Source organism: Bifidobacterium sp. H6bp9 (genome assembly GCF_032193695.1).
Classification (GTDB): Bacteria; Actinomycetota; Actinomycetes; order Actinomycetales; family Bifidobacteriaceae; genus Bombiscardovia; species Bombiscardovia kimbladii.
In genome coordinates, this window is sequence record NZ_JASTZY010000001.1 from 19,948 (window position 1) to 32,056 (window position 12,109).

The following is a 12,109-nucleotide window of genomic DNA, read 5'->3' on the forward strand; positions in this document are numbered from 1 at the left end:
GCCAGCAACGCGAAAATAATGCAACATGGAAATACCGCATCAGCTACGAGCAGCCATGAATCTTGCGACATGGAGCTGGCAGATGTTGAGCGACAGATCAGAGCCAAAGGCGTAAGCAGCCGAGAGCTCGGACGTTTGGGCGAAGACTACGCCTGCCAGTGGCTGAGACAACGAAACTGGAGAATCCTGGCCCGGAATTGGAGAAGCAGATTCGGCGAGCTGGACATTATCGCCCTGGATCCTGAGGCGACTCTGGTCTTCGTAGAGGTCAAGACCAGACGCACCGGTCGGTTCGGGTCCCCGGAACAGGCAGTCGGCCCGCGCAAACAGACCCATCTGCGTCGAGCAGCTGTCCAATGGCTGATCAGCCACGACCGAGATCCCAACGCACGGCATCGCGGCACCCGTTTTGATGTCATCAGCCTGTCAGTCAAGTCCGACCCTGGCAGAAGCATGCATTCCGAGGGCTCCCATCCCCCGGCTTCCTGTCAGGCATCCGCCGAGGCCGTCAGGGGATCCAACCGTTCGGGCAGGGGCGGCTGGAATCCGGGATCGGTCTTCCTCAGACACACCAGGGAGGCCTTCTGATGCGTCTCGGATCCGCCGAATCCGTGGGACTTATAGGCCTCAAGGCCTTTCTCATCCACGTGCAGTCCTTCATCTCCCCAGGGCTGCCCTACTTCTCCATCATCGGTCTGCCGGATGCCTCCTTGTCGGAGTCGCGGGAACGGGTCAAATCCGCCTGCTCGGCCTGCGGATTCCGGTGGCCGCAGACCAGGGTCACCGTCAACATGTCCCCTGCTTCAAAACCCAAGCATGGCTCCTCACACGATCTGGCCATCGCGACCAGTGTTCTGGAAGCCGGCGGAGCGCTGCCGGCGGAGGGCCTGGACCATACCGTCATCCTGGGCGAACTCAACCTGGACGGCACTATTCTGCCCATCAACGGTCTGCTCCCCATTCTCACTCAGGCCAGAGCTCAGGGAATCACGCATGCTTTCGTCCCTGCAGACAACCTTGATGAGGCCCGTCTGGTTCCCGATATCGAGGTCGTGGGACTGCGCCACCTGGGCCAGCTCATCCAGGCCTTGGGTGGGCAAAGCAGGATTGTCGTCCCCGAAGCAGACACTCGCCGGGACTCTGACAAGTCGACCGCCATAGCGAGTGTGCACCCCAGGAACTCAGGCCATGAAGACAACTCACCCGCCAATGCCGACCCGTCTCCGCCCAAGCCGGACATGGCTGATGTGATCGGCCAGGAGGAGACCAAGTGGGCCATGATGGTGGCTGCAGCCGGCGGTCACCACATGCTCATGGTCGGTCCTCCAGGAGCCGGCAAAAGCATGCTGGCTGCACGGCTTCCCAGCATCATGCCCGCCCTGGATGCTGTTCAACAACTGGAGGTGGCCTCCATCCGATCTTTGTGCGGCACGCTGAGCCAGTATGGGATCTCCGATGTGCCGCCCTTCGAGGCTCCTCATCATACGATCTCCATGGCGGCCATGGTTGGTGGCGGTTCCGGACTGGCCACCCCTGGAGCCATCACCCGTGCCCACCGCGGCGTCCTCTTCATGGATGAAGCCCCGGAATTCTCCCCAAGGGTGATCCAATCCCTGCGCGAGCCCCTGGAGATCGGGCGAATCTTCCTGTCCCGCGCCAAGGGCAGCACCACCTTCCCGGCTCGTTTCCAACTGGTCATGGCTGCCAATCCCTGCCCCTGCGGGTACGGATACGGCACTGGTGAGCGCTGCACCTGCACGCCCCGCGAGCGCCTCCGCTACTGGAACAGGCTGTCAGGACCCATCATGGACCGCATCGACATCCAGACCACAGTCCCCCCGGTGACCGATCCGGGATTCGGCGACCACCGTCCACGCCAGCACAGCGCCCGGATCCGCCAGCGTGTGACCCGCGCCCGTCAGACAGCAAAAGAGCGTTTCCACAAGGAAGGCTGGACCTGCAACGCCCAGATCAGCGGCGAATGGCTGCGCCGGAATACATCAGCCAAGGCCCGTTCGGTCGTGGATCAGGCTCTGCGCAGGCAACGGATCAGTCTGCGAGGTGCCGACAGGACCATGCGCCTGGCTTGGACTCTGGCAGACCTGGACGGGCGGACCAGCCCGGGTGCGGACGACGTGACCACCGGCATCCTGCTCAGGACAAGGGCCGTCTGAGATGTCCAAACCCTTGATAAAGACCATGCCTGCCGGCCGACCGCGACCGATGACCATGGTCGAGAGCGACTGGCTTGCCAGAGCTGTGCTGACCTTGGCGGCAGATGGCCCCGATGCCTTCATGATCGCCTGCCTGCTGGGCTCGGACCAGGCAGCCGACCTGTGCCGAAACCTGATCGAGCTGGGAGCGCCGAACCAGTCGGATGGCAAGGACCCTCACGAAGCAGCACGCTCCAAACTGGACGAACGCTTTCTTAAGGGGACGGCTCGGTGGGGACGGCAAACGAGCCCTGAGGATCTCACCCGGTTCCACAAGATCAGCAGCTCCTGGCGAAGACGTCTGACGCCCCTGCTGGCCATGGACACCGACCAGGTGCGGACCATGATGACTGGTGGAGGCCAATTCTGGGTGATGACCCCAGGCGACCCCTGCTGGCCAGGTCAGGTTGACGACCTGGCACGCCGCTCCGACTGGGCCCCTCCCCTCTGCCTGTGGGGACGAGGCAATCCTGAAGCACTGATCTGCTGTGACCACCCCTTGGCCGTTGTCGGATCCAGAGCCTGTGACGAGTATGGCCGGTCCATCGCCCATCAAATAGCCAGACAGGCTGCCGGCCAAGGCCACCTGGTCGTCTCCGGCGGGGCCATGGGTACGGATGCCGCCGCCCACTGGGGAGCCTTGGCCGCTGGCGGCGGACGCACGGTCGCCGTTTTTGCTGGAGGCCTGCTGCATATAGGTCCCAAACGCAACAGCCGTCTGTTCGAAAACATCGAGGCAGATGGCGGCGCGCTGATCAGCGAGCTGCCGCCTGGCACCATCCCTGAGGCGCGTCGGTTCCTGCTGCGCAACCGGATCATCGCCGCCCTGGCCTCCGACATCGTGGTGGCACAGGCCCGTCACCGATCCGGCGCCCTGAACACCGCCAACTGGGGTGTGGAATTGGGCCGTCGCGTGCTGGCTGCCCCCGGCAGAATCGACCAGCCGGAAAACACCGGCTGCAACCGGCTCATCCATGAGGGCAAGGCGGAGTTGCTCCTGTCGGCATCCGACATCCAAGACATCTGCCATCCCGCCCATGGACCTATCCACCCTGACGAGCCTGTTCGACAAGGGACCGACGGTTCAGTCAAAACCACCGAAGATCATGAGCATCAAGGAAGTATGCAGCCCACGCAGCACGTACCGCCGCTTGACTGTGATCATCCTATTCAAACCACTCACGGCAATCAGCCGCTCCCGATCACGCTCAAACAATCCGGCACTAATAAAGGCAGGCTTTCGATCCACTCTCAGCACAAAGAGCATCCTTCAACCCCGCCATCAAATCCAGGCATGGCCCACGAACACGAAAAAGCCAACGACGATCGTCTAACCAAGGAGGAGGCAACCGTGCTGGCGGCTATCCGTACCTGCCAGCTCAGGGGCGGTCCGCCCATGATGGGACAGCTTCGCACTGAGCTGGCCAATCGGGGACATGAACTCTCAGTCAGGCATCTGATGCAGCTGCTGGGTTCCCTGGAGATTCGTGGTCTGATCAACCTGAAGGGCGGATGCGTGGTAGCTGAAGTCCAGAAGAATCAGGCCTTCCAGCGACAGCGATCCAAATCCACCACCCAGCCGTCCGCACCAGCCGATTCATCGCTGCGGGGAGGAACAAAATGAACGCCTTCATCCTCCAGCAGCTGACGCTGGCGTTCAGGCCCGCCAAAAGCGAATCCCGGGGCCAGAGAACCATCGCGGAAGACCACGCGATGACAGGGAATCACCCCAGGTTCAGGATTGTCATGAAGCGCATAACCCACGAACCTGGCGTTGCGCGGATGGCCAGTCAGGGAGGCGACCTGACCGTAGGTGGCTACCTTGCCGCGAGGGATCCGCCTGACGACCTGATACACCTGCTGGGAGAAGGAAAGTTCGGTCATAAGACCCATTCTGCCCTCGTAAGCAGACATGGACTGGAAGGGCCACCACAATCAACGGGTTGTGACAGTATCAATGGTATGAATCCGCAGAAGGTCAGAAGCCGCTATGATGCCGTCATCGTCGGAGCCGGAGCGGCCGGGTTGTCAACCGCCCTGGGACTGTACAGGGCTCTGGAGAGCGACGGAAACAGGAACGGCTCGTCGCCAAAGGTACTGGTCGTCTCCAAGCTGCAGCCCCTGCGATCCCACACCGGCTCAGCAGAGGGCGGCATCGCGGCCAGTCTGGGCAACCAGGAAAAAGACGACTGGCATTGGCACTACTACGACACCATCAAGGGCAGCGACTGGCTGGCTGACCAGGATGCCGTGCGGATTCTGGCCGAGCAGGCCCCGAGCATCGTCATCCAGCTGGAGCATGACGGAGTGGCCTTCTCAAGGACTGAAGACGGACACATCGCCCAGCGGAAGTTCGGCGGCCATACCGCTGATTATGGCGGCCACCCAGTCCGGAGAGCCGCCTATGCAGCAGATCGCATCGGCCACCAGATCCTTCACGCCCTTTGGCAGCAGTGCCTGCACCTGGGAGTCGAGTTCGCCGAGGAATGGTATGTGACTGATCTGGTCGTTGACCCGCCCACTGATGAGAAATCCGGCGGCCATGCCCGAGGACTGATCGTCCTGGACACCCACGCCGGCAAACTGCAGGCCATCCAAGCCGACAATATCGTCCTGTGCACGGGCGGAGCCGGCCGACTCTTCCATACGACCTCCAACTCCTGGGATTTGACCGGTGACGGCATGGCGCTCACCCTGCAGGCCGGCCTGCAGCTGGAGGATGTGGAGTTCATCCAATTCCATCCCACCGGCCTGGGCCACACCGGCATTCTTCTTTCAGAAGCCTCCCGCGCAGAAGGCGGCGTGCTCAGGAACAGTCAGGGCAAGGCTTTCATGCAGGACTACGCGCCGGGACACGGCGACCTGGCCGCCAGGGATGTGGTCAGCCGTTCCATCATGGCCGAAATTGATGCAGGTCGCGGGGTGGCCGATCCATCGGACCCGGACGGGCCTCATGATTGCGTCTGGCTGGACATGACCGGCATTGACGGCCAGCGCATGACCGCCCTGCTCCCCCAGGTCACCGAGACCATCCATCGCTACGCCCACCTGGATCCCACTGTGGATATGGTTCCGGTCAAACCCACCGCCCACTACACCATGGGAGGCATCCCCATCACGGATCGCGGCCGTGTTTATCGCTGGCAGGATGGCCGCCGTCGAGTCGTCGACGGACTGTTCGCCGCCGGGGAGTGCTCCTGTGTCAGCGTTCACGGGGCCAACCGACTGGGCGGCAACTCCCTGCTGGACGCCTGCCTCTTCGGCACCAGAACCGGACAGACCATCGCCGCCGCCATGTCCAATGCCGACAAGCCAAACGACATGACCGACACGTCTCCGCTGGCACAAGCCCTGCAGAAGCGTCAGGCCTTCATGGACGAGTTGCTGGCTGGCGCAAGCAACGCCGAGCCCTCGGAACCAGCATTGGCCGACAACCAAGGCGAAGAACCCGATACCGGTGACGAGGCCAGCCTGAACAACCCTTACGCACTGATGGGCCGACTGGGACGGCTGATGGAGGAGACCGTTGCCGTCCGATGCGATCAGAGCAGCATCGAAAGGGGTTTGCGCGGCCTGGATCACCTGGATGCTGATGCCAAACAGCTGCGTGCGCACAGTGGGACAGCAGTGCTCAACCAGGAGGTGACCGCCATCATGGAGGTGGGAAACCTGCTGACCTTGGCCCGGGCCGTCCTGAACGCCAGCCTGCAGCGTCAGGAGTCCCGCGGCGCCCTGTACCGGAGCGATTATCCGCAGCGCGATGACGAACACTACCTGGCTCACACCATGATCGATGCCAAGGAAAACGTCTCCTGGCAGCCCGTTCATATCGTCGACATGCCTCCCAAGGGCCGCAACTACTGATGGGCTCTGATGATGGACTCTGAGCCCAATCTGTTCAGACAGGCAACCGCTCGACACCTATCCAGGTCAGGCAGGGATTAGGATGGAGTCCGCGCATATCAGTGGGCATCGGGCCGTTTCCCGAACAAGGACAGGAGCAACCGTGACATCACAGTCCACGGAATCAGACGGATCCAAGGCATCCGCATCGGACCGCGATCCCCGCCCGGTGACCTTCCGAATAGCCCGGTTTACCCCACGACCTCAATCAGAGCGTCCGGCACGAACCAACCCATTCGCCAATAGCAATCCTTTCGCCACAACAGGCAGCCGACGGGCCCGCGGACGTCGTTGGACGCAGGAGTACACGATTCGAATCGCACCACAGCGCACCGTTCTGGATGCCCTTCTGCAGATCAAGCGGGAGGTGGATCCCACACTGAACTTCCGGTACTCCTGTGGCCATGGCATGTGTGGGTCGGATGCCGTGCTCATCAACGGCCGCCCGGATCTGCTCTGCACAGCTACCATCGCCGACTGCCTGTCTGCATCCAAGACCATGCCGAACGCCTACGCCTCACCCGGTGTAGTTAATGGAACTCCGCAGGTCCAACCGTCTCAAGCCTTCCGTCGCACCGGCACAGCGACACCCAAAACGGCCATACCCCCGTCGGCATCGCATCCGGATTCGGTCTCAGACTCAACGGCCTCAGACTTCTCGGCTACGGATCCTGTAGGCACAGCAGGCCCTGCAGAACTTTCAGAAACTACAGGCCTTATAGATGCCACGCACCTTACAAAAACTTCAAACATTGCAGAATCTTCAGCAGTGGAGATCCGGCCGCTTCCCGGCTTCACCCCGCTCAGGGACCTGATAGTGGACACCGATGCCATGTTTGAGCAGATTCAACGCTTCAAGCCGTATCTGCTCCATGATGATTCCTCGGCTGATAGCAACCAAACGGCCCAGGCAAAGGCGGCCGACACAAAGCCATCGTCGGAATACCGGCAAACCCCGGAAGAGCTGGCCCGGTATGAACTGCTCAGCACCTGCATCGCCTGCGGGCTATGCCAGGGCGCCTGCCCTATTTATGCGGGCGGTGAGGCCTTTGCCGGCCCGGCAGCCATGATCGCAGCAGCTCGATTCATCAACGATTCGCGCGACAGCCATCGCCAGGAACGACTTGAGGCCATCGACCAGGTGGACGGAATCCAGGCATGCCAGTCCATACGGGCCTGCACCCGACCCTGCCCCAGAGGGATCGACGTGGGCGAAGAGATGTGGAAGCTGGTCGAAGCCGTCAAGGAGTAGTCAGACTCCTGCGCACACAGGTCAGCAAGAGCCGGCGACAGGCTTGTGCCCTCTAGTCGTTACCATGGTTAGCATGGACAAAACCTCGTACAACAACATCGCCAGAGGATGGGAATTCGCCGAGGCAAGCGCTCTGAACGTCGAATCCGACAAGTTGCAGACCTTGCGAGACAAGGCTTCGGAGGCCGGATTCGCCCAATGTTCCCGGTCTCAAGGCGCCTTCCTGCAGTTTTTGGCTGGCCGGAACGCTCCGGCTTCCATCATCCTGGTCGGCAACGGCTCCGTGGTCGAAGCCCTGCGCCTGATGACGGGCCTGCACGGCCACGGCCAGTTCACCGCCGTCGACTCCACGGCCCAAGGCACCTCGCTGGTCAAGAAAATTTTCGCGGGCATGGAGAAAGTCCATCCAGGCATGAGGCTGCGGGCGGTCAACGCGGCTGCCCGAACCTACTTCCCAAGGCTCAACCCCAGCGACTACGACCTTATCGTCGTCTCAGGCAATGGGGACAACTACCAGCAGGTTATGGACCAGGCCCCGCGCCTGCTCAAGGACCGGGGACAGCTGATCTTCACGGATGCCTTCGATCTGCTGAAGGAACCGGACAAGGGCGGCGTGCTCAACCCGGCCAATAGATCCGCCAAAACGACCACCTTGCGCACCATCATGGAGGCCATGAGCAAAGACAACGCCTGGGAATCCTGCCTGCTGCCCATCGGCACGGGCATGATCATGGCCACCCGCGCCCGCTGACCGCCGCTCGCCTAATTTTCAGGCACGTTGACGCAGGATAGTCTGGACAGCCTCATCGGGATCATCAGTGCGGATGACCAGATCGGGGTCCAGATCAGAGATCATGCCCCGCTGCCTCACCGTGTCTGAGATCCAATCGAAGAGACCCTGCCAGTAGGCCCTGTCGAAGAGGACTATGGGCATGCTGGGCGCCTTATGGGTTTGGACCAGGGTCAGCACCTCGAACATCTCGTCCAGGGTGCCGAACCCGCCAGGGCAGACGATGATGCCCGAGGAGTATTTCATGAACATCATCTTGCGTACGAAGAAGTAGCGGAAGGTGATGCCCAGATTCACCCAGCGGTTCAACCCCTGCTCCATGGGCAATTCGATGCCCAGACCGACGGACTTGCCGCCGACCTCAGCAGCGCCCTTGTTGGCCGCCTCCATGATGCCAGGCCCTCCCCCGGTGATGACCGCCATGCCGGCCTCGGCCAGGTCGCCGCCCATCTTGCGCGCAGCAGCGTAGTTAGGATCATCACGGCCGGTCCGGGCTGATCCAAAGATTGCAGCAGCCGGTCCCAACTCCGCCAGCGCGCCGAACCCGTCGACGAACTCAGCCTGGATGCGCAGCACCCGCCAGGGGTCCATATGCAGCCAGTCCGTATCACCGCCCGATGAGAGCAAACCAGCATTGGCGTCCGCCTCGGGAATCATGGGCCCGCGCATAATGACCGGACCGCTGTGGTAGGTCCTGCCCAGGTCCGGGCCTTCGTCGTCATTGTGATTGTCAACCATATCCGCCATGTACGCATTCCTTCATCGGGCCCCGATCCGAAGGACCCGCTCGATCCTGTTCCGGCTCTCATGATAGCTGCCCCGCCGCCCGGCTGACGGCAAGACCAGATTCATATCAGGAGAAATAACCGCAGGAGCTGAGGGTAGCATGGACGGGCTGAATCAGACCAACAGAGTATGGTGTTGCAGTCCCAGACATGGACAAACAACCAAGAGAAAAACCGAGTTTGGCCCTCCAACCGTCCTATGGCTGGTGGCACGAATTACTTACAACTTGCTTGAATATTTCAACTTTCAAATATGTTTAATCAATGACACTTCGGGTTCCAAACTCACTCCACATCCCATTTGAAACCACGAACCGCCAAAAATACAAGTACTGCAGTAACAGCAAGCACGATGGAGGTTGAAAGCGTAGCGCCCGTTTGCTGCAGAGGGTTTTTTGATGCCCAGAAAATGAGATCTCCAAAGAGAGTCGACGGAATCCATCTGATAACATTCGTCAACCAATCCGGAAGGATGGCGAAGGGTATGGCCAGGCCACTCAAAAACAACGCCAACAGTTGCACGAGAGCTCCCAAGTTGGTTGCCAACTGCGGTGACGAAAGCCAGCCACCCATTAAATATCCCAAGGCAAGGAACATGACCAGGCCCAATATGGACACGACAAAAACTCGACCTACATCCCTAAACGGAAGCAGATTCAGCAATACCGAAGCGCCTACTATGACAAGGATCTGCACGGTCGCCATAATGAGCCTTACAGCCAGATACGTCATCAAATAGTCTGCTTTTCGAATCGGTGTTGTTGAAAGTACCCGGAGAGCACCTGATTGCCTGACCTCTGCCAAAGGACCTGCGGTCATGGTCAAAGCTGTACCGGTCACTGCCAGAAAGAGCGCCATGGGCATAACGAATGGGCTGAAGTCCGGAGCATCAGCCTGTCCTTTCATCATCTCGGACATGAGAAGGAATATTCCCGCCATGGCAAAAGGGAAAATTATGACAAAAATAAAGTACGAAGTGTTCCTAATTAGTTCACGAGTCTGCAGCGCCAACAAGGGGCGAAGGTGCCTTTTTTCTATCATCTGGAGTCCTAACAAAAATGAGTATCATCAATTATTCAAAATCATGCCCGGTCAATTTCACGAAGGCATCATAAAGGCTTGGTTCGTTCATACGTAATTGGGAAACCGCAGGATTGCTCGACAGCACAGCAATAACAGGATCCGTATCGTCGGCACGTATTGAGATGGTTGTCTTATCAACGACTTCCGGTTCGCCAAAAGTTCGAAGCACGCTCACAAGGTCCGATATTCCATCTGGCGTTACTTGGCAGGATATTAACGTCCCCTTGGCATGCTTCCTGATGAGTTCCTCCGGGCTGCCTTGGGCTACAGACCGACCATGATCTATCACCGCTACTTCATGGCACAGAACTCGCGCTTCATCTAGATCATGTGTCGATAAGACAATCGTCGTACCTTCATCAGCCAGAAACCTAAGCACCTTCCAAAGGTCGTCTCGAGCCATTACATCAAGACCAGTGGAAGGTTCGTCAAGTATGGCTAATTTCGTCCGCCCGATGATGGATAAACCGACATTCAGGCGCTGTTTTTGTCCACCTGATAATTTCGCTACTTTGCGGAGCAGCAATTCGTCCAAACCCATCCATTTTGCGACTTGATCCACATCGCGCGGGTGATCATAAAGACTGGCCCAAAATGACAGTATCTCGCCCACTCTTTCCTGGGGAAAGATAGTGGACTCCTGGGGTTGAATACTCACCCGCTGATGAATCCACTGCGAATCAGTCTGCGGATTCCTGCCAAATATGCTGACAGATCCGGAAGTCGGTTTTCTCAAGCCGACAGCTATTTCGAGCGTTGTTGATTTTCCAGCACCGTTAGGGCCCAACAGACCAAAGATGCCCCCTTCAGGGACAATTAGATCAAGGTGATCCAGCGCCTTGATAACCCCTGCCGGCGTTTCATACTCTTTAACTAGATTGCCAAGTTCTATAGCAGCATTCATTGGTGCCACCCTTTATGGTAGGTACAGCGGTTCGTTAAAGTTTCATTGCATTGAGCGGCCAAACCTGCCAGACACTCTTCGAAAAGACTACCACCAACGGTGATTGAAATATATCAGCATCAGAGCCACTAGCAGTTATGACCTAATGTTCAAGTACCTGTCCACAAATCTAAAGAGGGAAAGGTAACTCAACGCATTGACAAATCGAGCGAACCACCAGTATCTGCCACACATTCATAGAAAGAAGAAAAACTCACTTATTAATTCGATCAGCCATCGGCAATACGGAATCTCTGCGGTTCCCCTAATAAGACATCTGCAGCCCCCCCCCCGCAGCCTCTCTAGCAAAACAAAACACTATCTCCCAGAACCTGGTTTCCTCATCCATGGCTTCAGCAAGCGATTTGCTCAAATGCCTGAATCTCAAATGCCGGAGTTCCCCGAGCGGAAACAATGTGTCTCGCAGGTTGCTGGGCGTTGCTTTTGCCGCAACGAGAACCGTTATCCGACTTCTACAGATGGAAGAGGCCATGTCAGACTCTTTTTATACTGGGAAGAATCGATCCCTCCCACGAAGCACCCCAAGCAGAACTACAAGTTGCTTGAACCTATCAGGTTTCCCCCATGCGCAGTACGTCCAGCCGCATACCGGGCACACTCAGTCCCACCCGACAGCGATCTGTACTCATCCTCACCCGATGTTGGCGGCCGGCATTGTTTCACCGGGTGCTCATATAGCAAGCCAAACGGCTAACGCCAGGCTTGCTGCGCCCAATATGCACAGCACGAACCAGCGCTTGTCCTTCTTGCCCAATACGAATCCCCGAACAATCAGCGCCAAGCCAAGCAAAGCCGCGAATACCATAATCCAGAAACCCATGTTCTAGGCCTTTCGGTGCAGTTTGATGATTCGATCATGTTGGTCATTCAGTGAGGCGTCGTGCGTAACGCTGACGATTGTGGATTCCGAATCGCAGTTCAGGCCAAGGAGCAGAGCGATGATCCTCGACCTGTTCGCTGAATCGAGAGCGGCTGCGGGCTCATCAGCAAGAACAGCCTCGGAATTCATAATGACGGCCCGCGCGAAAACTGTTTCTGCTTTTCTCCCACCGGAGCATTTAAGCGGTTTTGCCAAGTATAGACCCAATGCCCAGAGAGTCCACCACCTGGCCGAATCTT

Annotated in this window: 11 protein-coding genes; 6 read left to right on the forward strand and 5 right to left on the reverse strand. The window is 58.7% G+C overall.

What is annotated here, in order from left to right:
• The first annotated feature begins 69 nt into the window (after positions 1-69).
• Genes QRX40_RS00065 through QRX40_RS00075 form a run of 3 tightly spaced genes read left to right on the forward strand, consistent with a single transcriptional unit; the run spans position 70 to position 3,837 of the window.
• The gene (locus QRX40_RS00065; RefSeq protein WP_313835447.1) at positions 70-588 is read left to right on the forward strand and encodes a YraN family protein; all 519 of its coding nucleotides are present in this window, start codon (positions 70-72) and stop codon (positions 586-588) included.
• Positions 588-2,174, forward strand: coding sequence for a YifB family Mg chelatase-like AAA ATPase (locus QRX40_RS00070; RefSeq protein ID WP_313835448.1), 1,587 nt, complete (start codon positions 588-590; stop codon positions 2,172-2,174). Before QRX40_RS00065 ends, QRX40_RS00070 begins: the two co-directional genes overlap by 1 nt.
• 1 nt (position 2,175) lies before the next feature.
• Complete coding sequence (locus tag QRX40_RS00075; RefSeq protein WP_313835449.1) at positions 2,176-3,837, forward strand: DNA-processing protein DprA; 1,662 nt, start codon at positions 2,176-2,178, stop codon at positions 3,835-3,837.
• Here QRX40_RS00075 and QRX40_RS00080 read toward each other — a convergent pair.
• The gene (locus QRX40_RS00080) at positions 3,753-4,097 is read right to left on the reverse strand and encodes an MGMT family protein (RefSeq protein ID WP_082067705.1); all 345 of its coding nucleotides are present in this window, start codon (positions 4,095-4,097) and stop codon (positions 3,753-3,755) included. The genes QRX40_RS00075 and QRX40_RS00080 overlap by 85 nt on opposite strands.
• 78 nt (positions 4,098-4,175) lie before the next feature.
• Between QRX40_RS00080 and QRX40_RS00085 the strand changes: the two genes are divergently transcribed.
• From QRX40_RS00085 to QRX40_RS00095, 3 genes are all read left to right on the forward strand, one after another.
• Positions 4,176-6,077: an FAD-dependent oxidoreductase gene (locus tag QRX40_RS00085; protein WP_313835450.1), complete on the forward strand. Its 1,902-nt coding sequence runs from the start codon at positions 4,176-4,178 to the stop codon at positions 6,075-6,077.
• A gap of 349 nt (positions 6,078-6,426) precedes the next feature.
• Complete coding sequence (locus QRX40_RS00090; RefSeq protein WP_396166224.1) at positions 6,427-7,368, forward strand: succinate dehydrogenase/fumarate reductase iron-sulfur subunit; 942 nt, start codon at positions 6,427-6,429, stop codon at positions 7,366-7,368.
• A 73-nt stretch (positions 7,369-7,441) separates the two neighbouring features.
• Positions 7,442-8,119, forward strand: a complete 678-nt coding sequence (locus QRX40_RS00095) for a methyltransferase (protein WP_313835451.1) — start codon at positions 7,442-7,444, stop codon at positions 8,117-8,119.
• An 18-nt stretch (positions 8,120-8,137) separates the two neighbouring features.
• Here the strand turns inward: QRX40_RS00095 and QRX40_RS00100 are convergent, their stop codons facing one another.
• The 4 genes from QRX40_RS00100 to QRX40_RS00115 all read right to left on the reverse strand — a co-directional run bounded on the left by QRX40_RS00100 (position 8,138) and on the right by QRX40_RS00115 (position 11,810).
• Positions 8,138-8,905: a TIGR00730 family Rossman fold protein gene (locus tag QRX40_RS00100; protein ID WP_313835452.1), complete on the reverse strand. Its 768-nt coding sequence runs from the start codon at positions 8,903-8,905 to the stop codon at positions 8,138-8,140.
• 323 nt (positions 8,906-9,228) lie between these two features.
• Positions 9,229-9,984: an ABC transporter permease gene (locus QRX40_RS00105; protein ID WP_313835453.1), complete on the reverse strand. Its 756-nt coding sequence runs from the start codon at positions 9,982-9,984 to the stop codon at positions 9,229-9,231.
• 31 nt (positions 9,985-10,015) lie between these two features.
• Positions 10,016-10,930, reverse strand: a complete 915-nt coding sequence (locus QRX40_RS00110; RefSeq protein ID WP_313835454.1) for an ABC transporter ATP-binding protein — start codon at positions 10,928-10,930, stop codon at positions 10,016-10,018.
• Between the two features lie 730 nt (positions 10,931-11,660).
• On the reverse strand, positions 11,661-11,810 hold the full coding sequence (locus QRX40_RS00115; protein WP_015022038.1) for a hypothetical protein: 150 nt from the start codon (positions 11,808-11,810) through the stop codon (positions 11,661-11,663).
• Between the last annotated feature and the right edge of the window lie 299 nt (positions 11,811-12,109).

Coding starts and splice junctions, on each gene's coding strand:
- QRX40_RS00065 (WP_313835447.1), top strand. CDS start 70: ATGGAGCTGGCAGATGTTGAGCGACAGATCAGAGCCAAAGGCGTAAGC.
- QRX40_RS00070 (WP_313835448.1), top strand. CDS start 588: ATGCGTCTCGGATCCGCCGAATCCGTGGGACTTATAGGCCTCAAGGCC.
- QRX40_RS00105 (WP_313835453.1), bottom strand. CDS start 9,984: ATGATAGAAAAAAGGCACCTTCGCCCCTTGTTGGCGCTGCAGACTCGT.
- QRX40_RS00110 (WP_313835454.1), bottom strand. CDS start 10,930: ATGAATGCTGCTATAGAACTTGGCAATCTAGTTAAAGAGTATGAAACG.
- QRX40_RS00075 (WP_313835449.1), top strand. CDS start 2,176: ATGTCCAAACCCTTGATAAAGACCATGCCTGCCGGCCGACCGCGACCG.
- QRX40_RS00085 (WP_313835450.1), top strand. CDS start 4,176: ATGAATCCGCAGAAGGTCAGAAGCCGCTATGATGCCGTCATCGTCGGA.
- QRX40_RS00080 (WP_082067705.1), bottom strand. CDS start 4,097: ATGACCGAACTTTCCTTCTCCCAGCAGGTGTATCAGGTCGTCAGGCGG.
- QRX40_RS00095 (WP_313835451.1), top strand. CDS start 7,442: ATGGACAAAACCTCGTACAACAACATCGCCAGAGGATGGGAATTCGCC.
- QRX40_RS00100 (WP_313835452.1), bottom strand. CDS start 8,905: ATGGCGGATATGGTTGACAATCACAATGACGACGAAGGCCCGGACCTG.
- QRX40_RS00115 (WP_015022038.1), bottom strand. CDS start 11,810: ATGGGTTTCTGGATTATGGTATTCGCGGCTTTGCTTGGCTTGGCGCTG.